A 23,651-nucleotide genomic window follows, 5' to 3' on the forward strand; every position below is an offset into this window, starting at 1 on the left:
GAGGATGATCCCGTGTCCCGGACCGCGCGCATCGTGAGCGATGTGATGACCCATACCGTCGTCGCCGTCGGCCGCGAGGCGCCGTTCAAGGAGATCGTCAGGACGCTGGAGCAGTGGAAGGTGAGCGCCCTGCCGGTGCTGGTGGGCGAGGGCCGGGTCATCGGGGTGGTGTCCGAGGCGGATCTGCTGCCCAAGGAGGGGTTCCGGGACAGCGATCCGGCGCGCCCGGGCCAACCGCAGGATCTGCCCGGCATGGCCAAGGCGGGCGCGGTGAGCGCGGATGAGCTGATGACGAGCCCGGCCATCACGGTGCACGCGAACGCGACGCTCGCCGAAGCGGCCCGGATCATGACCCACAGGCGGGTCAAGCGGCTTCCGGTGGTCGACGCCGAGGGCCGGCTGGAGGGCATCGTCAGCCGCGCCGATCTGCTGAAGGTGTTCCTGCGGCCGGACGAGGAGATCGAGGAGGAGGTGCGCCGCGAGGTGGTGGCACACCTCTTCCCGGCGCCGGGGCAGCCGGTCGAGGTGCGGGTGAGCGAGGGCGTGGTCACCCTCAGCGGGCATATCCGGGACGCGGTGCTGATCCCGGCCGCAGCCCGGCTGATCCGGGCGGTCGAGGGCGTCGTGGACTTCGACAACCAGCTGACCACCGCGCATCTGACGCGGCCACCGGCCTGAGACTCAGCGGCCACCGGCCTGAGACTCACCTGAGACGACGCGTCCAGCGGGGCCCGACCTCGGCCCAGGCCCGCTCCCACTCGCGCTCCCGGCCGCGGTCCAGCCGCCACCGCACCACCCCACGGCCCGCCAGCGACACCAGGCACACCCCCGCCGACGCCGACGCCCCGGCCAGCGTGGCCCGGGTCGCCGCCTGGCGCCCGGTGGGCGGGTCGGGGACGAGACGGCCACGGTCGTCGGTCCAGACCGTGGTGGCCGTACCGGCGCGCCTGCCCTCGTCGACCCGCGCCGTGCCGGTGTGCACCGTGCCGTCGGGTCCGGTCCACCGCACCTCGGCGCGCACCCGGGCGGTGTCCGTACCGTCGGCGGCGGGCAGCGCGGCGGGGGCGTGCTCCATCAGCACCGCGGGCACCCGGTGCCGGTCCGCGCGCTCCTGCCGCAGGCCGTCCGCCACGGCGTCGCCGGTCGCGATGCCCGCCGCCGGGCCGCCGACCACCATCACCAGGCCGGTCACCAGGACCACCCAGGCTTCCACCACGTCCGAGCGGCGTTTGAGGAGATTGCGCCGCCATCGCCACAACCACCGCCCCCGCACGTTCGTGCCCATGATTCAGACCGTGGCACGCGCGCGGAGGCGATACGAGGGCCGGGCAGCCCTCTCCACCGGGGACCCTTCGGTCCCGTCGCGGCCGCGCGGGGGACCGTTCGGCCCTGGTGCGGCACGGGGCGGATGCGCCAGGCTCGTCTACCGGGGGCCGGGCGGACGGACGGACGTAGCGGGACGAGCGGACGGGCGGCGAGGGCGCCATGACCGAGACCTGGGCCGGGACACGGGCGACACCACCGGCGCCCATCAGGGTGTTCCTGCTCGACGACCACGAGGTGGTACGGCGCGGGCTGCACGATCTGCTGGACGCCGAGCCGGACATCGAGGTCGTCGGCGACGCGGGAACGGTGGACCACGCGCTGGCCCGGGGCCCGGCGCTGCGGCCCGACGTGGCCATCCTGGACGTCCGGCTGCCGGACGGGGACGGCATCACCGTCTGCCGTGAACTGCGCTCCCGCATGCCGGGGCTGGCCTGTCTGATGCTCACCTCGTTCGACGACGACGATGCGCTGCTGGACGCGATCATGGCCGGGGCCGCGGGCTATGTGCTCAAGCAGATCAAGGGGTCCGACCTGGTCTCCGCCGTACGGACGGTCGCGTCCGGCCAGTCGATGCTGGACCCGGCCACCACCGCCCGGCTGATGAGGACCCTGCGCGGCGACGACACCCCGGAGGAGCCCCGGGACGAGGCGCTGGCCGGGCTGTCGCCGCGTGAGCGGGAGATCCTGGCGCTGATCGGCGAGGGGCTGACCAACCGGCAGATCGGCAAGCGGCTGTTCCTGTCCGAGAAGACGGTCAAGAACCACATCTCGCGGCTGCTGGCCAAGCTGGGCGTCGAACGCCGTATCCAGGCCGCCGTCCTGGCCAGTCACATGCCCCCGGCACAGGCCCCCGACGTCCGTCCCGCCCCGCCCCGCTGACCCTGTCCTGTCCTGCCCTGTCCTGTCCCCCGCTAGCTCCGACCATCGGCCCTCCCGGCGAGGAGAAGACCATGCAGCCCGCAGCACTGGACGCGGCGACGCTGGAGAAGCTGATCTCCGCCGCCGTCGCCGCTCCGTCGATGCTCCACGCCCAGCCGTGGCGGTACCGGCTGAACCCGGACACCGTCACCCTGGAGGTCCGGGCCGCCCCGGAGCGCGGTCTGCGGCAGGCCGACCCCATGGGGCGGTCGCTGTGCGTCTCGGCCGGGGCCGCCGTGTGCAATCTGCGCGTGGCCGTGGCCCACTTCGGCTGGGAGCCGGTGGTGCGGCTGCTGCCGCACCGCTGCCAGCCGGACCTGCTGGCCACCGTGCGGCTGACCGTGTCCCCGCGCGACGACGCCACCCCGCGCCCCGACGGCCCGCAGCCCGACGCCCTGTACGACATGATCTGGCGGCGGCCCGGCAGCCGGTTCCCGTTCCCGGGGCGCCGACTGCCGCCACGGGAGCTGGGCGCGTTCACCGAGGCCGCGCGCGCGGACGGGGCGGCGCTGTATCCGGCGGGCCCCGAGGAGACCGCGCGGCTGCTGCGGCTGACCGCGGAGGCCGAGCGGCGCACCGCCGATGGCCACCCCCGGCACGTGGCGGGCGGTGACCGGCCCCGCGAGGGCGGCCCGTACGGCATGCCCCAGGCCCTCCCCATGACCGCGCTCGGCCCCCGGGACACCCCCGGCCGAGTGCCGCGGCGGGGGCGCCGCGGCGCCCCGGCGGACGGCCGTCCGCCGACCGCGGTCACCGAGGGCCGTCCGACGATCGCCGTGCTCACCACCGCCCACGACCGGCGCGCCGACTGGCTGCGGGCCGGTCAGGCGCTGGAACACGTCCTGCTGCTGGCGACGGCCTATGGCATCCGGGCCTCGCTGCTGCACCAGGCGCTGGAGTGGTCCGATCTGCGCTGGGCGCTGAGCGACGGGCGGCGCGCGCCCGGCCATGTGCAGATGCTGATCCGGCTGGGGCCGGGCGTCAGCGGTCCGGAAGGGGCACGGCCCACTCCAGCCGGGTGCCACCGTCCCGGGGCGCGGTGAGGTCCAGCCGCCCGCCCAGCTTCTCGGCGCGCTCCGCGAGGTTGCGCAGACCGCTGCGGCGGCCGCCGTCCGGCAGGCCGACGCCGTCGTCCGTCACGGTCAGGGTCAGCCGTGCGCCGCGTACGATCAGCGACACCTCGGCGGCGTGCGCCCGGGCGTGCCGGGCCACGTTGGACAGCGCCTCGGCGAGCACCGCGACCATGTCGTCCGCGACGGGTCTCGGCACGTCGGTGTCGACCAGGCCCTCGGTGCGCAGCGCGGGGGTGAAGCCGAGCGCGGGCACCGCCTCCTCGATGGTCTTGGCGGTACGGACGCGCAGCCCCTGCACGGCGGGGCCGGCCTCATGGGAGCGCAGCCCGAAGATCGTGGATCGGATGATCTTGATGGTGTCGTCGAGGTCGTCCACCACCCGCAGCAGCCGCTCCGAGCCCTCCGGGTGCTGGACGAAGCGCAGGGTGCTCTGGAGCGTCATCCCGGCCGCGAACAGCCGCTGGATGGCCAGGTCGTGCAGGTCACGGGCGATGCGGTCGCGGTCCTCCAGCAGGGCGAGCTGTTCGGCGTCGCGCCGCCGCTCGGCCAGCTTCATGGCGATCGCCGCCTGGCCCGCGAAGCCGAGGAGGGTGTCGGTCTCGATCTGGGTGAAGGCGGGGCTGCGTTCGGTACGGGCGAGGGAGAGGACGCCGCCGACCCCGTCGCTGGTGCGCATGGGGACGGCGACGGCCGGGCCGAGGCCGTTCCAGCGCTGGGGGCCGATCCTGATCCTGGGGTCGTTCGCGACATCGGTGCTGGTGACCGGCTCGGACGCGGTGAACGCGGCGCCCGCGAAGGTGCCCTCGCGGGGCACCACAAGACCGCGGTGCGCCTCGGCGTCGGTGCCCGACGCCAACGCGACCTGGAGAGAGTCGGAGCCGGTGACGGGCAGCATCAGCACGCCCAGGTCGGCGGAGAGGATGCGGCGGGCGTGGTCGACGATCAGCTCCAGCACGCCGGTCTCGTCCACGCCGGACAGCAGGTTGTTGGTGACCTCGGCGTTCGCCTCCAGCCAGTGCTGGCGGTGCCGGGCCTCGTCGTACAGCCGGGCGTTCTCGATGGCGACTCCGGCGGCCACCGCGAGGGTGGACAGCACCGTCTCGTCCTCGCCGTCGAACTCCTTCCCGCCACGCTTCTCGGTGAGGTAGAGGTTCCCGAACACCTCCTCCCGCACCCGGATGGGCACACCCAGGAAGGAGTGCATCGGCGGATGGCCGGGCGGGAATCCGTACGAGGCGGGGTGCTCGGACAGCTCGGCCAGCCGCAGCGGCTCGGGGTGGCGGATCAGCTCGCCCAGGATGCCGTGCCCGGCCGGGAGCGAGCCGATCGCCTCGCGCTGCTCCTGGCCGACGCCCACCGTCAGGAACTCGGCCAGCCGCTGTTCGTCGCCGACCACGCCCAGCGCCCCGTACTCGGCGTCCACCAGCACCACCGCGGCCTCGACGATCCGCCGCAGCACCTGGCGCAGATCCAGCTCGCGGCCGACGGAGAGGACCGCTTCCAGCAGGCTGTGCAGCCGGTCCTGGGTGCCGCGCACCGCGTCGATGCGCACCTGGAGCTCCTCCAGCAGCTCGTCCAGGCGCAGCCGGGGCAGGTACTCGGAACTCCGCACGTTCTCCATACCCACCACCGTGTTTCCCGTCAGCGTGTCCCGGCCGCCCCGCCCAGGAGTTCGCCGAGCCGGTCGAGGAAGATCTGCTGCTTCGCGATGATCTTCGTACGGGCCCGGTCGAGGTCCAGCCAGGCGACCCGGTCGAGCTCGGGGAACTCTTGTGTGCGGCCGGACCCGCGCGGCCATTCCATGGCGAACGTGCCGGGGGTGATCCGCTCCGGGTCGAGGTCGCCCGCCAGGGCCCAGACGGTGACCAGCTTGCCGCCGGTCTGCCGGACGGTGCCCAGCGGACGGAGGTCGCCCGCGGGCGGCGGTAGCCCCAGCTCCTCCTGGAACTCGCGCCGCGCGGCGGCCTCGGGAAGCTCGTCCCCCTCGTACTCGCCCTTGGGCACGGACCACGCGTGCTCGTCCCGGGCGGCCCAGAACGGCCCGCCCATATGACCCAGCAGAACCTCGGCGGCCGGGCCCGCCTCGCGGTACAGCAGAATCCCGGCGCTGCGTTTTCCCGTCACAGTGCCAGTGTGCGCCGGAACGCGCGGGCTGCCGCGTTCAGGCCTTGAGGGCGTATCCGAGGTAGGTGACCCGCGGCCGGGCGTCCGGGGCCAGTACGAAACCGGCCATCGGGGGGATCTGCTCGTCGGTGATCCGGCCGCGGCGGCGGGCGATGGTGGCCTTGACGAGGCCGCGCGGGTCCCGGGGGCGGAAGTCGCAGATGTCCTCGTTGCGCAGGCCGTGCCGGTCGAGCGCGGCGGCCAGTTCGGCGGGGGTGCGCAGCCGGGCCGCGGTGTAGCGGCCGGCGGGCATGATCCGGGTGAGCGGGAGGCGCTGGAAGGCGCCGAGGTAGACGAGCCGGGACAGCGGGGTGCGGTTGACGCTGTCGTAGACGAGGACACCGCCGGGGCGCAGCACGCGGGCGGCCTCGGCCTGCGCCCGGTCGAGATCGGGGGTGATCTCGAAGGTGTCCGCGTAGTAGGCGAGGTCGAACGAGGCGACCGCAGGCCCAGCTTCCCGTCGGGCGCGGTCCGGTAGGCGACGGCGGGGTGGCCGTACGGGTGCGTCTCGCGGGCGATGCGGGTGGCGGCGGCGGACGGGTCGACGGCGGTGACGTCGAAGCCGAGCCCGGCCAGTCCCCGCGCCAGCAGCCCGCGGCCGCTGCCCACGACCAGGGCCCGGCGCCCTGCCGCGGTGCGGCCGACGGCCGCGAGGGTGGTGCGGACGTACGCCATGCGGCACTCCTGGAAGGCGACGGCCCTGATCTGGCGGCCGTCGACGGCCTCGGGCGAATCTGTGTCCGGCTCGATGCGCGGGGCGGCGGCCATCGTCTTCTCTCCTCAGGGGCGGGTCGGGTTCCCTGAAGGAACTTAACACCCACGGGTTCCCCGAGGGAACTCGGATAAGGTCGGGACATGACCCGTACTCCGCTCGCCGACGTGGCCTGCTCGATCGCCCGCGCCACCGATCTGTTCGGCGACGCGTGGACCGCGCTGATCATGCGGGACGTATTGACCGGGGTCAGCCGGTTCGACGACCTCGCCCATGACCTCGGCATCTCCCGCAAGGTGCTGGCGGCCCGGCTGGCCCGGCTGGTCGAGGAGGGCGTCCTGGTCAAGGAGCGCTACCAGGAGCGGCCGCCGCGCGAGCACTACCGCGCGACCGAGAAGGGTGAGGAGCTGTACCCGGTGCTGCTGGCGCTGATGAACTGGGGCGACCGCTGGTGTGCCGGTACGACCGGGGCACCGGCCCGCATCCGCCATCTGACCTGCGGCCGGGACACCAACCCCGTCACCGCGTGCGCGCACTGCGGCGATCCGCTGACCGTGGACAACACCACCCAGCTCCCGGGCCCCGGCGGCCACACCGGCCCCGGCACCCGGGTCCTGGGCCCGCTGCTCGCCTCGCGCGAACCCTCGCGCGAGGCGGAGTGACGATTGGCCGGGGGCTGCCGCTCCGCCGTGTACAACGGGGAGAGACACCGCGGAGCGGCAGCGAACCGAGTCTCGGGAGGACCCGGACGAGCCGCGGAGGCGTGGGATTCCCCGGCGGCTCAAGTGCGGGTACGGAGCGCGTCCGCGCCGCGTTCACCCTTTGTCCGATCGTGAGCATCGGACGGAGGCTCCCGTTCCGCACACCGCGGCCCGCCCGGTGGATTGCCCCCGCCGGGCCCTCCTTGCCAGGCTGTCCCCATGTCCACCACTCCCCTGCCCGAGCTGGTCGAAGAGCTGCTCGACGGCTGCCGTCCGGTCCCCATCGTCTCCGCGGGCGTCGCCGTCCTGCGCCAACCCGCCCTCCCCTACGACGGCCAGCTGTCCGACGACCAGCTGGACCGGCTGCTGGGGGCGATGCGCGAGACCATGCACAACGCACCGGGGGTGGGGCTGGCCGCACCGCAGATCGGTGTGCCGCTGCGGATCGCGGTGATCGAGGACCCGGCCGAGGTGGCGTCCGAGGTGCGCGAGGCGCGCGGCCGGGTGCCGCAGCCGTACCGGGTGCTGGTGAACCCGTCCTACGAACCGCTCGGCGACGCCCGGGCCGCCTTCTTCGAGGGGTGTCTGAGCGTCCCCGGCTGGCAGGCCGTGGTCAGTCGGCCCGAGCGGGTCCGGCTGCGCGGGCAGGACGAGACGGGGCGCGCGGTGGACGAGGAGTTCACCGGATGGCCCGCCCGGATCGTCCAGCACGAGACGGACCACCTGGACGGCGTGCTCTATGTGGATCTGGCCGAAACCCGCTCCCTCTCGTCCGCCCAGGCTGTCGCCGACCACTGGTCGCAGCCCACCCCGACCGCCGCGGCCCGGGCGCTGGGTTTCCCCCTCCCCGGAAACCACGGGCCGCATGGGCGCGAAGGAACCCAGGGCACCCCATAACACCTCCGCGATCGGCCTGTGGCATGTTTTCGTCATCGGCTGGCAGTCGTCGAATCACCACGCGGACACTGTGCCGTTCGGAGCCGGAGCGACAGTGGTGCCGTCACCGCTCCTGACGGTCCCCTGAACGGAGAACAGGAATGTCCGTGCTCACGACGTCCCCGGCTGCGGCCCCCACGAGCTCGTACGTCACCTCCATCGCACATACCGAGGAGCAGATCCACGCCGCGCAGCGGCTGCGCTACCAGGTGTTCGGCGAAGAACGGGGAGGGGTACTGAACTCCCCCTTCCCCGGCCGTGACGTGGACGAGTTCGACGACGTCATGGACCACCTGATCGTCACCGACACCTCGACGGGCACCGTGGTCGGCACCTACCGGCTGCTGCCCCCGGGGCGCAGCGAGCGGCTCTACTCGGACACCGAGTTCGATCTGCGGGGGCTTCCCGAGGAGGTGCGCTCCTCGATGGTCGAGGCGGGCCGGGCCTGTGTGCACCCCGATCACCGCACCGGCGCGGTGATCAACCTGATGTGGGCCGGTCTCGCCCGCTACGTCCTGCTGTCCGGCCACCGCTACCTCGCGGGCTGCGCCTCGGTCCCGCTCGGCGACGGCGAGCAGGCCGCCGCGAACGCCTGGCTGCTGGGCACCACCAAGCACGCCGCCCCGCCCGAGCTGCGGGTCCACCCGCTCGACCCGTGGGTTCCGACGCAGACGCTGGACGCCCGGCCCAGCTACTCCGAACTGCCGCCGCTGCTCCGCGGCTACCTGCGGGTCGGCGCCTGGATGTGCGGCTCCCCGCAGCACGACCGGAGCTTCAACGACGCCGACTTCTTCGTCCTCCTGGACACGGAGCGGATGAACGACCGCTACCGCCGCTACTTCCTCGGCGAGCCCCGGTGACCGTGCCGGTGAGCGTCAACGCGAACCTTCCGGCACACGCGTGGGCGGCCTGGTCGCCCTGCTCCCCCCGCTGTGTGTCGCACGCCGCGGAGCGGCTGCCCGCCACCCGGATGGCCCGCCGTTACGCGGCGTTCAGCCGGGCGATGGTGCGCGCGCTGCTCCGGGGCGAGCGCATCGCCGACCCGGAGGCGCTGCGCTCGACGGCCGCGTCGATGCTGGACGCGCTGGACATCCGGCTGGAGGTGGCGGGCGACCGCTCGCTCAGCGCTCCGGGCGGCACCGGCACCCTGGTAGTGGCGAACCACATCTCCTGGCTCGACATCATCGCGCTGCAGGCCGTCGAACCGGTGGCCATGCTGGCCAAGCGGGAGGTGGGCGGCTGGCCGGTGGTCGGTCCGCTGGCGAAGCGGGCGGGCACGATGTTCATCGACCGCGACTCCCTGCGCCAACTGCCCGTCAGCATAGGGGAGATGGCGGACCGGCTGCGGTCCGGCCAGTCGGTGATGGTCTTCCCGCAGGGCGTCACCTGGTGCGCCGGGACAGGCGGCAGCTTCCGGCGGGCCACTTTCCAGGCGGCCCTGGACGCGGGCGCCCCGGTGCGGCCGGTGTCGCTGGACTACGTCCAGCACGGCGCGCCGACCACGGTGGCCGCCTTCGTCGGCGAGGACGACTTCGGCAGCTCACTGCGCCGGGTGGCCGGTGCCACCGGGCTCACGGTGCGGGTGCGTACGCACCAGCCGCTGCGGCCCGCGCCCGGGACCGACGACCGGCGCACCCTGGCCGCCCGGGCACAGGCGACGGTGTGCGGCGCGCAGCTGTCCGTTCACGGCTGACGACTGACGGCTGACATCCGGCGACTGACAACCGGCAGGTATCAGATGCCGGATGTCAGACGCCGGATGTCAGGCGACGGACGACAGATGACGGACGACAGATGACGGACGACAGGTACCAGCTGACAGGTATCAGCTAACAGCCGACAGGTATCAGCTGACAGATAACGTACGGTGTCCGGCCCGCCCCGGGCACCGTGCTCAGTTCCCCTCCTCACCGCCGGTGTGCGGAATCCTCCCGGCGGGGATCACGCCGAGGCGGCCGCTCTGGAAGTCCTCGACCGCCTGGGCGATCTCGGCCTTGGTGTTCATCACGAACGGGCCGTAGTGCGCGACGGGCTCGCGGATCGGGAGGCCGCCGAGGATCAGCACGTCGAGGTTGGGGGTGCGGCTGTCCGGGCGCTCGGTGGCGGCGACGCTCAGCGAACCGCCCTCACCGAAGACGGCCAGCTCGTGCGCGTCCAGCGGGCGCTGTTCGGCGCCCACCGTGCCGCGTCCGGACAGGGAGTAGACGAGCGCGTTGAAGTCGGGGCGCCAGGGCAGGTCGAGCCGGGCGCCCGGGCCGAGGGTCGCGTGGATCATGGTGATCGGGGTGAAGGTGCCGCCCGGCCCCTGGTGTCCGGCCACGTCACCGGCGATGACGCGCACCAGCGCCCCGCCGTCCGGCGAGGAGAGCAGCGCGGCCTGCGAGCCCTCGATGGACTGGTACTGCGGCGGGTTCCACTTGTTGGCGCGGGGCAGGTTCACCCACAGCTGGATGCCGTGGAACAGACCGCCGGAGACCACCAGGTGCTCCGGGGGCGTCTCGATGTGCAGGATGCCGCCACCGGCGGTCATCCACTGTGTGGCGCCGTCGGCGATCAGCCCTCCGCCGCCGTTGGAGTCCTGGTGCTCCATCTGGCCGTCGATGATGTAGGTGACGGTCTCGAAGCCGCGGTGCGGATGCCAGGGCGTGCCCTTGGGCTCGCCCGGCGCGTACTCCACCTCGCCCATCTGGTCCATGTGGATGAACGGGTCGAGATCGCGCAGCGAGGCCCCGGCGAAGGCCCGGTACACCGGGAAGCCCTCTCCCTCGAAGCCCTTCGGGGAGCCGGACACCGAGCGGACCGGGCGCGGCGGGACGGTCTGCGGATCGGGGGCGGGGACGTGGGGCAGTTGCACGGTGCTGTCGACGGTGATGGCGGGCATGATGCTCTCCTCCCTGCGGATGCGATGTCTGGTTGAACGCTAAACCATCTCGGTGCATTCCCGCACGTCGGTGTGCGGCACGCTGAACAACCGGTTCCGCCCGTCCGTACCTCCGGGCGTGAGGTACGCACCGGTGCGTACCTCACGCGTCGGCCGAACCAGAACGAGAGGGAGCCCGATGGAAGCTTCACCCCACCCGGTCATAACGCGGCGCCGCCCCGGCCGGCGCATCGCGCCGGTGCTGGCGGTGGCGAGCGTGCTGCTGGCCGCCGGCTGCGGCGACGGCAGCGGTTCGGCGGACGCCAGGACGGGCGGCGCGACGGGCGGCAAGGGCGACAGCGGCGCGACGGCGCGGCCGGGCGGCGACGCGAGTCCTGCGGCCAAGCCCGCGCGGGTGGAGCAGCTGGCGAAGTCCGTCGACTGCGAACCGGACTTCACCACCAAGGTGGACGACTACCGGCAGGCGGTCTGCACCAACTCCAAGGGGAAGTTCCTCTTCCTCGACTTCATCAGCATGAAGGCGCAGCGCGACTGGCTGGAGACCGCGCAGATGTACGGCGGGGTCTATCTGGTCGGCAACCGCTGGGCGCTGTCGTCGTCCCCGACGAAGAACATGAAGACCCTCCGGGGCGAGTTCGGCGGCACCATCGAGGAGAGCGGCGCGTTCGGCTCCGCACCGGGGTCGGCGTCCTCGCCGGGTGCGGCCTCCTCATCCGGCGCGTCGTCCTCGCCGGGCACGGGCTGACCCCGCCCGCACCCGGCGCGAGGACGCGTGCGTCACGACCGCTCACACGGCGGCGAGGGCCCGGAGCGTCGCCGCCTCCCTCGGCAGCAGCCGCTCGTCGTCCCCGGGGACGAACTCCAGCAGCACGTCCAGGGGCGCGGCGCTCTCGGTGCTCAGCCGCTCGAACGCGCGGCGCCACAGCGGGGCGCGCGCGGTCAGCGGCAGCCGGGTGGTGCCGGGCCACCACGAGAAGGCGTGGACGGCGGCGACCCGGCCGCCGAGCACATCGAGCCCGGTCAGCGCCTCCGCGTCGGGCAGGTCGACCGGCGGCTGCCAGTAGGTGCGCACCTCGGCGCGGTCGACCTCGTCGAGCAGTCGCAGGGTGTGGGCGGCGCCGTCGGTGAGGGTGTTGCGGTGGAACTCGTAGGCGAGTTCCACGCCCGCGTCCGCCGCGAGCGCCGCGACGCGCCGGGTGTCCTCGACCACCGCCCGGCGCTGTTCGGGCGGTGTCGCGTCGGTGCCCGTGGCGCCCGCCCAGATCCGCACCCGGGGCGCCCCGAGGGCCACAGCCGAGCGCAGCACGGCGTCGAACTCCCCCGGGTCGGTGTGCCCGGCGCGGTAGTACGAGCCGTACGAGGCGACGGCGAGCCCCGCGTCCACAGTGGCCTCGCGCACCGCCCGGGCCACGGCCTCCTCCCCCGGGGGTACATGGACGTCGCCACCCCACTCGACGCACTCCAGACCCGCACCGGCCACGGCGGAGATCACCCCGGCCGGGTCGAGGTGGCGGAGGGTGACCGAGCAGATGCCCAGCCGGCTCACGCGGTCTCCTCCCGCACCGTGGGGGCCCCGTCGCCGAAGTCCACGACGGTACGGGTGCCGTCCGGCCAGCGCACGGTGACAGTGTGTCCACCGACCTCGACATCGGCGAGCCCGGTGAGCGGCGCCGGTGCGGGGTCGCCGGTGAGCGAGGCGAGCGCGGCGAAGAGGGTGCCGTCCGGGTCCTCGCCGACGGTGCCGGTCAGTTCGGGGACCAGGGCCCAGGGCCCGTACGCGGTGCCCCGGGGCGCCCGTACCGTACGGGAGGTGTCCCAGCCGTGCAGGCCCAGGAGCTGGCCGGTGACCTCCGCCCCGGCGAGGGACACCTCGGGGGCGCCGTCGGTCGCGTCGGTCTCGGTGGCCGTGCCCGGGGGCAGCGCGATGGCCCAGCCGGTGTGGTGGACCGTGGTCCCGGCGGGGATGTTCACGGTGCGGTGGACCCGCAGTTCGAGCCTGCCACGCACCAAGGTCAGGCTGTCCAGCCGCGCCGCGGGCAGGACCGGACCGCCCGCTGGGAAGAGCGGGGTATGGGAGGACGCCAGCCAGCCGGGGCCCGCGGCGAGCGGCTGGATGCGCAGCCGGTCGCTGCGCACACCGCGCATCCGGAGCGCGATGTGGTTGTCGGGGATGTTGTCGGCGCTGGTGGGGCCGGTGCGGGTGGAGTAGGCGAGCCGCCCGTAGAGGGGTTCGGCGGGTGGCCGTTCCGCCTCCCAGGGACGCACCTTGCAGCTGCCGTGGTTGTGCAGCCGCGCCAGGCCGTCGCTCGCGGTGGTCTGGACGAGCAGCCCGGGGGCGGGCAGCGCGAGCGCCCGGTCGGGACCCTCGGCCGGGGCGGCGTCCTCGGGGGCGGTCCACACGGGGTGGTCGGACGGGAGCAGCAGACCGAGGAAGCCCTTCGACGCCCAGTAGGGCGAGGCGGGTCCGGAGTAGCGCTGCACGGTCGGCAGATGCGGCCCGTACCAGCCGAGGCCGAGGGTGCCGTCCGCGGTGAGCGCGCCGCGGTCGAGGAAGTGGCGGAGTGCGCCGCTGAGCAGGCGGCGGGTGGTGCCGGGCGCGAGCGGGGTGTGGCCGGTGAGCGCGCCGAGCGCCACGGCGGCCCCGGCGGCGAAGCGGTAGGTGAGGGAGCGCCCGTGGTGGATGGGGGCGCCGTTCGCGTCGAAGAGCAGGGCGAAGCCGTCGAGGAACTCTTCCAACCGGGGGCCGAGCCGGTCCAGGACGGCGCGGTCCTCGGCGAGCTGGGCGTGCAGCAGCGGATACATGTGCAGCGCCCAGCCGTTGTAGTGGTCGAAGGCGCGTCCGTCGCCGTCGGAGTACCAGCCCTGCCCCTGGTACCAGCCGTCGAGCAGGCCGAGCGCGCGGTCGATGGCGCGGGCGGTTTCGGCGTCGCCCCGTCCGACGGATTCGAGGAAACCGGCGACGGTGAGCTGGAAGAGGTACCAGTTGTTGGGCGCGGGCGCGTGGCGCAGCGCGCCGCGCAGCCACTCCTCGGTGCGGTCCCGGGCGCCCGGCGTCAGCGCCTCCCAGGTCCACGGCGCGGTCAGGCGCAGCCCGAGGGCGATGGACGCGGACTCCACCATCGGCTGGCCCTGCACCCCGTGGTGTCCGATCAGCGGCCAGGACTCGGCGTCGTCGCGCCCGGGGGTGCGGGTACCGCGTTCGATGCCCTCGGTGTAGCGCGCCAGGAAGCCGTGCGGGTCCTTGCCGTAGGCGCCCGCCGTGCGGAACGCGGCGAGCAGGAAGGTGCGGGCGAACCCTTCGAGCCCGTCGGAGCGGACACCGGACTGGGACGGCGGCCCCGGCAGGTCGAGCAGCGCGTGGTGGGGGGTGGCGAAGCGGAGCGCGGCCCCCAGCAGTCCGTCGGCGGCGGCTTCCCAGTGGGCGCGGGTGTATCCGGTGTGCGGGCTGAGGGAGCGGTCGTCTTCGGGGAGGTCGAGTACGAACATGTGGGGGTGTGTCTCCTTGTCCGGGGCGGCCGTGCGGCGGGGCGGTTACGCGGAGCGGTCCAGCTGTTCGTGGAGTACGGGATGCGCGAAGTCCCGGCCCGCTACGTAGTTTTCGACCTCGCCGATCGCGAGGTCGGCCAGGCGCCGCAGCTCACCGCTCTTGGACCCGGCGATATGCGGGGTGAGGAGCACGTTGTCGCAGGTGTACAGCGGCGACTCGGCCGGAAGGACCTCCGGCACGGTGACGTCGAGGACCGCGTGGAGGCGCCCCGCCACCACCTCGTCGGTCAGCGCCGCCTGGTCCAGCACCGCCCCCCGCGCGGTGTTGATCAGGGTGGCGCCGTCCGGCATGGCGGCCAGCAGCTCCCGGTCGACCAGGCCGCGGGTGGCGGGCAGCAGCGGGGTGTGGACGCTGACGATGTCGCTGGTGGCGAACAGCTCCCGCAGCCCCACCTGGCGTACGCCCAGCTCCCGGGCGTCTTGGGCCGTCACATACGGGTCGTACAGCTGGACGTCGAGGTCGTACGGCTCCAGCAGTGCGATCACCCGGCGGCCGATTTCCGAGGCGCTGAGGATGCCGACCGTTCTGCGGTAGTTGCCCGCCTCCGGGTAACGTGCGCTCCAGTCGACGGTGCCCCGTTCGGCGCGGTAGTCGCGGGCCATGCCCAGGACGCGCTTGTTGGAGAGCAGGATCATGGCGAGGGTGTATTCGGCGACGGGTACGGCGTTGGCCGCGGCCGCCGAGGAGACCGCGATACCGCGCTCCCAGCAGGCGTCGGTGATGTGGTGGCGTACCGTCCCGGCGGTGTGGACGACGGCGCGCAGCCTGGGCGCGGCGTCCAGGGCCCGGTGGTCCAGCGGCGGGCAGCCCCAGCCGGTGACGAGGAGTTCGGTGTCGGCGAGGACGCGGCGCGCGGCAGGGGTGGTGAAGTCGTCGAGGACGAGGTCCGGTTCGAGGTCGAGGAGTGCGGTGAGCCGGTCCAGCGCGCCGGAGCCGAGCACCTGGCGGGCGCTGCGCTCCGCCATGGCCAGGGCGGCGCGCGGCCGAGGGCGGGACGGCGGCTGCTGCGTTTGCGGTTGCTGCTGCGGTTGCTGCGGTGCGATCACTTGACGCTCCCTGCGGTCAGTCCGGACTTCCAGTAGCGCTGCAGCATCACGAACGCCACGATCAGCGGTACGACGGCGAGCAGCGAGCCGATGACGACCAGCGGGTAGTACTCGGGCGATACGGTGGCGGAGCTGTTCCAGGTGTAGAGGCCGAGGCTGAGCGGATACAGGTGCTGGTCGGACAGCATCACCATGGGCAGGAAGAAGTTGTTCCAGATGGCCGTGAGCTGGAACAGGAACACGGTCACGAATCCGGGGCCGAGCATGCGCAGGCTGACGCGCACATACGTCTGCAGCTCGCCCGCGCCGTCGACCCGGGACGCCTCCAGCACCTCGTTCGGTACGTAGCCGCTGCTGAGCAGGCGGGCCAGGTACACGCCGAACGGGTTGAAGAGGACGGGGATGAAGACCGCCCAGAAGGTGTTCACCATGCCGACGCCGGAGGCCACCAGGTACAGCGGCAGGGCGAGGACGGTGGGCGGCACCATGACGCCCGTGAGGACCAGGGCGAACAGCTTCTCCTTGTGCCGGAACTCGTACTTGTCGAACGCGTAGCCCGCGGCGACGCTGATCAGGGAGCCGGTCAGGGCGCCGACGACCGCGTACAGCAGGCTGTTGACGTACCACTCGCCGTAGAGCCCGCCGTCCATGGAGAACAGGTCGGAGAGGTTGCTCGCGAAGGAGAAGTTGCCGAAGGAGAGGATGTCGCTGCCGAAGAGGGCGTCGGCGTTCTTGGTGGACGCCAGCACCAGCCACAGGGCGGGCAGCATGGTGTAGAGGGCCGCGATCAGGACGACCGCGTTGGCCACGCCGCGGCTGGTCAGCCGGGAGCGGCCACCGGCTCTGGGGGTACGGACGGTGCTGGTCGGGGTGGTCGTGGTCATCGCGCGCTCCGTTCCCGGCGGCCCGACCAGCGCGTCACGGCGTACGACAGGGCGCAGGTGACGACGAGCAGGATGACCGAGGCCGCGGAGGCGAGTCCGTAGTTGTTGCGGCGGAAGGCCGCGTCGTAGATGTACATGTTGGGGGTGAAGCGGGAGTTGACCATCGGGGTGGCCTGGTTCATCAGCATCGGCTCGGTGAACAGCTGCAACGCGCCGATCAGGGAGAACATGCACACCATCACCAGGGAACCCCGGATGATGGGCACCTTGACCTGGAGCGCGGTGCGGATGCCACCGGCGCCGTCGATGGTCGCGGCCTCGATCACCTCGCGCGGCAGCGCCTGGAGCGCCGCGTAGAAGATGATCATGTTGTAGCCGAGCCCGCTCCACAGGGCGATGTTGACGATCGACGGGAGCACGGTGTGCAGCCCGAGGAAGTCGATGGTGATGTCGGCCTGGGCGAAGACCTTGATGATCGGGCTGAGCCCGGGGGTGTAGAGGTACAGCCACAGGACGGCCGCGATGATGCCGGGGACGGCGTGCGGCAAGTAGAGCAGCATCTGCGCGGTACGCCGTAGCCGGACCAGGCCCGAGTCGAGCAGCAGGGCGATCGCCAGCGCGCCGAGGACCACGAGCGGAACGAAGATCACGCAGTACAGGGCGATGGTGCCGAACCCGGTGAGGAAGCTGGGGTCCTGGAGCACCGCGAGGTAGCTGCGCAGTCCGGTGAAGACCGTACGCCCGCCGCCGAAGCCGAGCCCCTCATGGTCCTCGCCGAAGAAGCTGAGGTAGATGGCGTAGCCGACGGGGACCAGGAACACGGCGACGAGCAGTGCCGTGAACGGGGTCAGCAGGACGGCGGCGGCGATCCGCTGCTGGCGCCGTCCGGCTCTGGAGGGCGGTTCGGCGGCGGCCGCCGGTGGCGGTGCCGCCGGTTTTGAAGAGATGACGGTACTCACGGATACCTCGGCTCACGGTGAAAGGGGGAAGCCACAGGGAGACACAGCGCGGCTGACGGGGTTCAGCGGGTGGTGACCGACAGGCCGAGGCTCTTCAGATCGGGCATCGTCTTGCTCTGGGCCTCGCGCAGGGCCTCCAGGACGCTGCCGCTGCCGGCCCCGGCCTTGGCGAGCCCGTCGTCACCGGAGGTGGTCGTCGACACCATCCGCGGCCCCCACTTCCAGGTGGGGGTGATCTGCTTGGCCTGTTGATCGAAGAGGCCGAAGATGTCCTGGCCGGAGTAGTAGCTGGTGTCCATCTCCTTGCGGGCGACCGGGACCAGACCGGGCACCGACGGGAAGGCGCTGCTGACACCGCTGGCGAGCTTGGCCCGCAGGGCGTCGGGGCTGGTGACCATCCAGGAGATGAACTCCATGGCCTCCTTGGGATGGTCGCTGTCCTTGGTGACCATGAAGGTCGAGCCGCCCTGGGTGCTCACCTTCGGCTTGGCCGGGTCCCACTGCGGCACCGGCGCGATGGCCCATTTGCCCTTGCCGGTGGGGGTGGACGCCATCATGGAGCCCGCGGCCCAGGCGCCCGCCAGATAACCGGCCGTCTCACCGCTGCGCAGATGGGCCCGCCACTGCTGGCTGGACCCGGGCTCGGCGCGCACCAGGTCGTCGTCCATCAGGCGCTGCCAGTAGGCGGCGACCTTGCGGGTGGGCGCGTCGTCCATGGAGACGCGCCAGGTGTCGTCGTCGGTCTCGTACCACTGGCCCCCGGCCTGCCAGGCGTACGCGGCCAGGTAGAGGGTGCCGCCGGTGGTGAAGAGGCTGGCGATCCGCGACCGGGGCTCGGCCTTCTTCAGCTCGCGGGCCGAACTCTCGAACTCCGCCCAGGTCTTGGGGACCGGGATGTGGTTCTTGGTGAAGATGTCCTTGCGGTACAGGAAGACCATCGGCTCGATGTCCACCGGTACGGCATAGGTGCGCCCGTCGAAGGTGGTGAGGTCCAGCGCCTGCGGCAGGATCTTGCGGCGCACCGAGTCGGGCAGCAGCTTGCTGATGTCCCGGGGCACCCCGTCGATCGTGAAGCTGGGCAGCTGGGGGTATTCGACGGTGGCCACGTCGGGGGCGTTGCCCGCGCGGGCGGCGTTGCTGAGCTTGGCCCAGCCGCCCTGCTCCCCCGAGGGGACCTGGGCGAAGTCGACCTTGATGTCGGTGTGGGTGCGGTTGAACTCGTCCACCACCTCCTGGCTGCCGCGCAGCGCGGACCAGAAGGTGAGGTGGACGGGGCCGTCCTTGGCGGTGTTCGCTCCGCCACCGGAGCAGCCGGTCAGCAGGAGGGCGAGCAGTGTGAGCAGTGCCGTTGTTCCGGCTGTCGCCCGGCGTCCGGTAGCCGGGCGTCCTGGGCGTCTGTGACCAGGCATGGACCCTCCCCTGTTCGCGGTGGAGCGGTGGAGTCAGGGGGAATCCTGATCGCTTGACGGAAATACCGTCAATACATCGAACAGAAGAAACTAAAGCGGTCAAACGATCAGGCGCATCGCCCTCACGTCAGTGGGGCCGTCGAGTCCCGGACCACCAGGCCGGGCAGCAGCTCCAGATGACGGGCGGCCCCCGGCCACCGGCCCTCCCGGGCACGGTCGAGCTGCCGGAGCAGCAGCCCGAGGGCGGCCCGGCCGACCTCCGCCTTGGGCGGGGCGACGGCGGTGAGCGCGATCTGGCCCATGTCGGCCACCACGTCGTTGTACGCGACCACCGAGCAGTCCCGCGGCACCTCGACCCCGGCCTCCCGCAGCCGCTGGACCAGCACCAGCGCGTCCATGTCGCTATGGATCAGCGCCGCGGTGGCCCCGGTCCGGCGCAGCGTCTCCGCCAGGTCGACCGCCCGCGGATCGGCGGCGCGCGGGTCGGGGCCCGCGGTGCGCGAGCTGAGGATGGCCGTACAGCCCTCGCCGATCCCCAGGGCCGCCGTCTGCCCGGCGAACTCCGTCCGGATCACCCTGGCCGTCGGGCTGTCGTCGCGCGCGGCCAGCACGACGCGCCGGTGGCCGAGGGAGGTCAGATGCCCCAGCGCCAGATGCACTCCGTAGGCGTGGTCCGAGCGCACACAGTCCAGCCCGTAGAGGGAGCTGCCGCGCTCGGGACGGCGCTCCAGCAGCACCACGGGGACGTCCAGGGCGCGCAGCCAGGAATGATCCCGCGCCGCCTCGGCCGCCGTGCGCCAGTGCGGCGAGAGCAGCAGCCCGCGAGCCCCCGCCTCCAGCGCGGAGCGCACCGCCGTGCGCTCCGCGTCGTCCTCGTCGGCCGCGATGTGCAGCGCGAGCCGCAGCCCCGCCTTCTCGGCGGCCTCCCGGGCCGCCTGCACGGCCTCGGTCAGATAGGTGTTGCGCTCCGGGACCACCATGCCGACGGTGTCGCCGGTGGCGGTGGACTCCTCGGCCATCGGCTGCAGCGAGCGGGCCACCCCGTGACCGCGGCGCACCTCGCCGCGCTGGGCCAGCTCCTCGACGTCCCGCCGTACGGTGACGACGGAGACCCCCAGCTCATCCGCGAGGTCGGTGATCCGCGCGTACCCCCGTGACTCGACCAAGCCCCGGATTCGCGCCTGCCGCTTCCGCGCCGGCTCCCGCATGTCCTACCGCCCGTCTCGCCGGACGCGTATGGCCGGACGTGCGGCGGCGCGATCGGCTTTCGTTATCCGCTGAACACCGCCATAGTAGCGATCATTCGATCAGCGGCGACGAGGGCGTCCTCACACACCGGACGCACACACCGACTCACCCACCGGCTCACACGCCGGACGAGAAGCAGTCGGGGAAGCCGTCAGGGGGGTAGCGGCGCATCAGCCACTCGGCCTGCACCTCCAGAACACGCTGCTTGCGGCGCCCGGCGCGCAGCATCAGGATCAGCGCGATCTCCAGGAAGACGAAGAAGGCCACCGGCACCAGCAGCACCGGCTTTCCGGTCAGTATCAGCTGCACCACCAGCCAGACGGCGACGAACGACACCACCACCATGGCCGGGACCAGCTTGACCAGGCTGCGCTCCCGCTCGATCATCTCGGCGTGGTTCCGGGCGGCCCGGGCGCTGCGGCCGTGGAAGGCCGGATGCCGGGCGGCCGCCTCGAAGGGGGTGCCGGGCGGCACCGCCTCCCGCAGCGCTCCGGCGTCCTGGTCCGGAACGAAGACGCGGTAGCGGAGCGACTTGGAGCCCCGGGTGCGATCGTGGCGGTAGCCGTACGCGGTGGCCAGCTGGACCGCCTGCTCGGGCCGGAGTTCGGTGGCGGAGATGTCCACCTCGGGGCGTCCGTCGAAGAGATGGGCGTAGTGGCCGGGCAACTCCTGGCGCGCCTGGGCCACCCGCTTCGACAACGTCTCTCGCATGGCGGCCACGTCCCACCTCTTGTTGCACCCTGCCCGACCGGCTGACCGGGCACACGCTACCTGCGCCACGGGTGGGCCGTATCAGCAGGTCAGAGATGAGGAATCCGCGCTCCGGCATAGTGTCATACGTCAGGAAACCGACGCTGACGGCCCGTCAGCGGACCCGGCCGCGGGGGCTGCCGGTCTACGCGGCTTCGGGTCCGCCGGGTGGCCTTCCAACCCGGTCCTCTCCCCTATAACGGCTCTCCCCCATATAGAGGACAGACTTGGGCCTGGAAGAGAGACGTACAAAGGGGAGAGGAGCGGGGGCAGGGCCCGCCTCGTCGTCACCGTGCCGGGACGGACCCCGGCCGCCCGGGAGCAGCCGGATCACCGCGGCGCCCGTCCCCTCCTCGGCGGGCTCGTGGGGCACGGGCTCCCGCCACGTCGGGGTCCGGCTCCAAGCCGATGGCAGCACCGGCGGTTTCCGCGCGGGACGGTTTCCCGGGACGGTCCGCGAAACACTGGTCACCGACGTCGGGTTCATCGCGGTCGCTCGCACGGCTTGGGCCCTTCCGGTCGTGGTGATGACGAGGGGTTCTCCCTGCCATACGTACGGCCGCGGCGCCGTGCTCAACGCGGAGGAAAAAACTTTGAACGGCGTGGACTGCAGGCGGACTTAAGGGTGATTCAGGTGCGATTCAGGCGCTTTCCCGGGGCCTCAACGCGCGGGCGCGGAGAATAGCAACAAGCAGAGATCTCTGTCCCGGCTTTATTCACTAGTGATGAGGTCTCCACGACCGTGCCACACCAGGCACTAGCGTCCGGTGTCACTCCGAAGCAAGGAGGGCGCTGTGCGATCAGCAATCCTGAGCAGATCCAAGGCATCCAGCCGTACAGTCGGCAGCGGGCTCATCATTGGTGCGCTCGCCGTGACGCTGGCGGCAATCCTCATCCCCGTGAGTCTGTTCAGCTCGAGCAGCGCCGCGGTACTGCCCAACGGCGTCGCGGACGACGGCGGGGGTACGGTCAGTACGCAGTACGGACCCCTCACGCCGACCGACCGTGACTTCGTACGCAAGGTCAAGCTCGCCGGGCTCTGGGAACTTCCCTCTGGACGCATGGGCAAGGAGCGCGGTACCACGGAAGCCGTCAAGACCGCGGGCCAACACCTCATCGACGGCCATACCGAACTCGACCGCCGTACGAACGAGGTCGCCCAGGCCCTGGGCGTCAGCCTGCCCACCCAGCCCAACGACCAGCAGCAGGGCTGGCTGAACGAGATGTCCCAGGCACCGAGCAGCGCAGAATTCGAGCGCTTGTTCGCGCAATTCCTGCGCAGTGCCCACGGGAAGGTGTTCAATCTGGTGGCGCAGGTACGGGCTCAGAGCAAGAACTCCATGGTCAGGTCTCTGGCCACCAGGGCCAACACCATCGTTCTCGACCACATCACGGTCCTCGAGGACACCGGGCTTGTCGACTACGACGCCCTCTAACGACTAAGTGAAGTGATCTCATGAGGCAACAGACCCACAAGCGCGGGCGGTTCAAGAACAAAACGGTCGCCATCGTCGCCGCACTGGCACTGGGCGGCGGCGGGGCGGCAATCATCACCGCCAACGCTTCGGCGAGCGGTGACAAGAACGCTTCCGCTCAAGATGGGGCCGTATCAGCCAAATCAGCCGGGGGCACGATCAGCTGCCCGGATGTGAGCCAGAAGCTGAGCGATGTGCCGAAGGGTTCCCAGTCCAAGGTCGCCAAGGGCCTCGGTGAGCTGGACAACCAGGTGGCCACCGCTTACCAGCAGATGAACAAGGGCCAGGCCTCCGGCGACGCCGTGCTGAGCAAGCTCAACGACCAGCGCCAGCAGACGCTCAGCCAAATGGGCCAGGCGATGGGCCAGGGCGGCGGGCAGAACCAGCTGCAGGGCATGACCGATTGCAAGATGCAGCAGGTCGCCCAGCAGGCGGGCCAGCAAGGCGGCCAGCAGCAAGGCCAGCAGCAGGGCCAGCAGGGTGGTCAGCAGCAAGGCCAGCAGGGTGGCGACCAGCAGCAAGGTGGCGACCAGCAGCAGGGCGGCGACCAGGGCGGCCAGCAGCAGGGCGGCGAGGGCGCCAACGACGTGCCCGGCAACGCCGGCGGCCAGGCGGGCAACGGCCCCGCGCAGAACGACTTTGTCGACATCACCCAGGTGCAGCCGAACGTCGACAAGGCGCCGCAGGCAGGCGGCGACGGCTCGACCGGTACCTTCACCTCGGAGTGCGGCGTCGGCGAGGCGGGTCTGCGCAACAGCGACAACGTCATCGTCGCCCCCGGTGTGTCCAACGGCGCGCACCACATGCACGACTACGTGGGCAACGACGGCAACGACGCGTTCGCCAACAACCAGACCTTCGAGCAGGCCGGCACCTCCTGCTCCAACGGCGACAAGTCGACCTACTACTGGCCGGTCGTCCGTCTCCAGGACGGCAAGGACGAGGCCGACGCCGACCAGCTCGGCGGTGGCCAGGAAGGCAACGTCGGCACGATCCTGACCCCCAAGGCCTCCAAGATCGAGTTCAAGGGCAACGCCCAGAGCAAGGTCGAGGCCATGCCGAAGTTTCTCCGGATCATCACCGGTGACGCCAAGGCCTTCACCAACGGTGATGCCAACGCCAACGCCGCCTGGAGCTGCAGCGGCTTCGAGGACCGTCAGCTGACGGACAAGTACCCGCTCTGCCCCCAGGGCAGCGACCTGCTGCGCGTCTTCGACTTCCAGGGTTGCTGGGACGGTCAGAACGCGGACAGCGCCAACCACCGTGACCACGTGGCCAACGCCAACGACGACGGCTCCTGCCCCCAGGGCTTCAAGGCCATCCCGCAGCTGGAGAACACCATCAGCTACGAGAACCCGGGCGACACCCCGTTCGCGGTGGACGGCTTCCCCGAGCAGTTGCACAAGCCCATCACCGATCACGATGACTTCGTCAACGTGATGCCGGACGACCTGATGAGCAAGGCCGTGGACTGCATCAACAGCGGCCAGCAGTGCACCTGATGAGTGGCGAACACCAGGCGCGGGGGGCGCCCCCGGCTCGCACGCCCCGCGCCCCGGATCACCCACAACCAAGCCGGGCCGGTCTCCCCGCCGAACGCCCCCCACGACACAAACCAGCACG

The 23,651-nt window shown here is 72.0% G+C and carries 23 protein-coding genes and 1 pseudogene; 10 read left to right on the top strand and 14 right to left on the bottom strand.

Features of this window, described 5'->3' with window-relative positions; all coding sequences use genetic code 11:
• Positions 1–12 precede the first annotated feature (12 nt).
• Positions 13–678, top strand: a complete 666-nt coding sequence (locus ABZ370_RS37270; RefSeq protein ID WP_358630650.1) for a CBS domain-containing protein — start codon at positions 13–15, stop codon at positions 676–678.
• Positions 679–703: 25 nt separating this feature from the next.
• Here ABZ370_RS37270 and ABZ370_RS37275 read toward each other — a convergent pair whose 3' ends face one another.
• On the bottom strand, positions 704–1,285 hold the full coding sequence (locus tag ABZ370_RS37275) for a hypothetical protein (RefSeq protein ID WP_358630653.1): 582 nt from the start codon (positions 1,283–1,285) through the stop codon (positions 704–706).
• Between the two features lie 200 nt (positions 1,286–1,485).
• On the opposite strand from ABZ370_RS37275, the gene ABZ370_RS37280 reads away from it, so the two are divergent.
• Positions 1,486–2,205 carry a response regulator transcription factor gene (locus ABZ370_RS37280; protein ID WP_358630656.1) on the top strand — a complete coding sequence of 240 codons (720 nt, stop codon included), beginning with the start codon at positions 1,486–1,488 and terminating at the stop codon, positions 2,203–2,205.
• A gap of 71 nt (positions 2,206–2,276) precedes the next feature.
• Entirely contained in the window at positions 2,277–3,287 is a 1,011-nt protein-coding gene (locus ABZ370_RS37285) for a hypothetical protein (RefSeq protein ID WP_358630658.1), read from the top strand.
• Here the strand turns inward: ABZ370_RS37285 and ABZ370_RS37290 are convergent.
• The 4 genes and pseudogenes from ABZ370_RS37290 to ABZ370_RS37305 all read right to left on the bottom strand — a co-directional run.
• Entirely contained in the window at positions 3,226–4,938 is a 1,713-nt protein-coding gene (locus ABZ370_RS37290; protein WP_358630661.1) for a GAF domain-containing protein, read from the bottom strand. The genes ABZ370_RS37285 and ABZ370_RS37290 overlap by 62 nt on opposite strands.
• A 20-nt stretch (positions 4,939–4,958) precedes the next feature.
• Positions 4,959–5,441 (bottom strand): NUDIX domain-containing protein, encoded by a 483-nt coding sequence (locus tag ABZ370_RS37295; RefSeq protein WP_358630664.1) that lies wholly within the window; start codon positions 5,439–5,441, stop codon positions 4,959–4,961.
• A gap of 37 nt (positions 5,442–5,478) precedes the next feature.
• A complete protein-coding gene (locus ABZ370_RS37300; protein ID WP_358630713.1) occupies positions 5,479–5,838 on the bottom strand; it encodes a hypothetical protein in 360 nt (119 codons plus the stop codon).
• Between the two features lie 24 nt (positions 5,839–5,862).
• A pseudogene (locus ABZ370_RS37305) lies at positions 5,863–6,297 on the bottom strand (hypothetical protein); the annotation flags it as partial.
• A gap of 38 nt (positions 6,298–6,335) precedes the next feature.
• Here ABZ370_RS37305 and ABZ370_RS37310 point away from each other — a divergent pair.
• The 4 genes from ABZ370_RS37310 to ABZ370_RS37325 all read left to right on the top strand — a co-directional run bounded on the left by ABZ370_RS37310 (position 6,336) and on the right by ABZ370_RS37325 (position 9,522).
• A complete protein-coding gene (locus ABZ370_RS37310; protein ID WP_358630667.1) occupies positions 6,336–6,854 on the top strand; it encodes a helix-turn-helix domain-containing protein in 519 nt (172 codons plus the stop codon).
• A gap of 258 nt (positions 6,855–7,112) precedes the next feature.
• Positions 7,113–7,790: a peptide deformylase gene (gene def / locus ABZ370_RS37315; RefSeq protein WP_358630669.1), complete on the top strand. Its 678-nt coding sequence runs from the start codon at positions 7,113–7,115 to the stop codon at positions 7,788–7,790.
• A gap of 140 nt (positions 7,791–7,930) precedes the next feature.
• Positions 7,931–8,689, top strand: coding sequence for a GNAT family N-acyltransferase (locus tag ABZ370_RS37320; protein ID WP_358630672.1), 759 nt, complete (start codon positions 7,931–7,933; stop codon positions 8,687–8,689).
• Positions 8,686–9,522, top strand: a complete 837-nt coding sequence (locus ABZ370_RS37325) for a lysophospholipid acyltransferase family protein (RefSeq protein WP_358630674.1) — start codon at positions 8,686–8,688, stop codon at positions 9,520–9,522. Before ABZ370_RS37320 ends, ABZ370_RS37325 begins: the two co-directional genes overlap by 4 nt.
• Before the next feature lie 201 nt (positions 9,523–9,723).
• Here the strand turns inward: ABZ370_RS37325 and ABZ370_RS37330 are convergent, their stop codons facing one another.
• Positions 9,724–10,710, bottom strand: coding sequence for a pirin family protein (locus ABZ370_RS37330; RefSeq protein WP_358630677.1), 987 nt, complete (start codon positions 10,708–10,710; stop codon positions 9,724–9,726).
• A 178-nt stretch (positions 10,711–10,888) separates the two neighbouring features.
• Here ABZ370_RS37330 and ABZ370_RS37335 point away from each other — a divergent pair, with 178 nt between their 5' ends.
• Positions 10,889–11,455: a hypothetical protein gene (locus ABZ370_RS37335; RefSeq protein ID WP_358630680.1), complete on the top strand. Its 567-nt coding sequence runs from the start codon at positions 10,889–10,891 to the stop codon at positions 11,453–11,455.
• Positions 11,456–11,497: 42 nt separating this feature from the next.
• On the opposite strand, the gene ABZ370_RS37340 is transcribed toward ABZ370_RS37335, so the two are convergent.
• The 8 genes from ABZ370_RS37340 to ABZ370_RS37375 form a co-directional block, all read right to left on the bottom strand.
• Positions 11,498–12,256, bottom strand: coding sequence for a TIM barrel protein (locus tag ABZ370_RS37340; RefSeq protein WP_358630683.1), 759 nt, complete (start codon positions 12,254–12,256; stop codon positions 11,498–11,500).
• Positions 12,253–14,196 carry a DUF2264 domain-containing protein gene (locus tag ABZ370_RS37345; RefSeq protein ID WP_358630685.1) on the bottom strand — a complete coding sequence of 648 codons (1,944 nt, stop codon included), beginning with the start codon at positions 14,194–14,196 and terminating at the stop codon, positions 12,253–12,255. The genes ABZ370_RS37340 and ABZ370_RS37345 overlap by 4 nt, the downstream gene beginning before the upstream one ends.
• A 45-nt stretch (positions 14,197–14,241) precedes the next feature.
• Positions 14,242–15,222 (bottom strand): hydroxyacid dehydrogenase, encoded by a 981-nt coding sequence (locus ABZ370_RS37350; protein WP_358630708.1) that lies wholly within the window; start codon positions 15,220–15,222, stop codon positions 14,242–14,244.
• Positions 15,223–15,299: 77 nt separating this feature from the next.
• Positions 15,300–16,187, bottom strand: a complete 888-nt coding sequence (locus tag ABZ370_RS37355) for a carbohydrate ABC transporter permease (protein ID WP_358630687.1) — start codon at positions 16,185–16,187, stop codon at positions 15,300–15,302.
• Positions 16,184–17,134: a sugar ABC transporter permease gene (locus ABZ370_RS37360; RefSeq protein WP_358630710.1), complete on the bottom strand. Its 951-nt coding sequence runs from the start codon at positions 17,132–17,134 to the stop codon at positions 16,184–16,186. Before ABZ370_RS37360 ends, ABZ370_RS37355 begins: the two co-directional genes overlap by 4 nt.
• A 74-nt stretch (positions 17,135–17,208) precedes the next feature.
• Positions 17,209–18,555: a sugar ABC transporter substrate-binding protein gene (locus tag ABZ370_RS37365; protein ID WP_358630689.1), complete on the bottom strand. Its 1,347-nt coding sequence runs from the start codon at positions 18,553–18,555 to the stop codon at positions 17,209–17,211.
• Between the two features lie 122 nt (positions 18,556–18,677).
• Positions 18,678–19,763: a substrate-binding domain-containing protein gene (locus ABZ370_RS37370; RefSeq protein ID WP_358630691.1), complete on the bottom strand. Its 1,086-nt coding sequence runs from the start codon at positions 19,761–19,763 to the stop codon at positions 18,678–18,680.
• 157 nt (positions 19,764–19,920) lie between these two features.
• The gene (locus tag ABZ370_RS37375) at positions 19,921–20,514 is read right to left on the bottom strand and encodes a hypothetical protein (protein WP_358630712.1); all 594 of its coding nucleotides are present in this window, start codon (positions 20,512–20,514) and stop codon (positions 19,921–19,923) included.
• Between the two features lie 938 nt (positions 20,515–21,452).
• Between ABZ370_RS37375 and ABZ370_RS37380 the strand changes: the two genes are divergently transcribed.
• Positions 21,453–21,989 (top strand): DUF4142 domain-containing protein, encoded by a 537-nt coding sequence (locus tag ABZ370_RS37380; protein ID WP_358630693.1) that lies wholly within the window; start codon positions 21,453–21,455, stop codon positions 21,987–21,989.
• 20 nt (positions 21,990–22,009) lie between these two features.
• Positions 22,010–23,530 (top strand): DUF1996 domain-containing protein, encoded by a 1,521-nt coding sequence (locus ABZ370_RS37385; protein WP_358630695.1) that lies wholly within the window; start codon positions 22,010–22,012, stop codon positions 23,528–23,530.
• The last annotated feature ends 121 nt before the right edge of the window (positions 23,531–23,651 follow it).

It is taken from the genome of Streptomyces sp. NPDC005962, assembly GCF_040629205.1.
GTDB lineage: Bacteria > Actinomycetota > Actinomycetes > Streptomycetales > Streptomycetaceae > Streptomyces.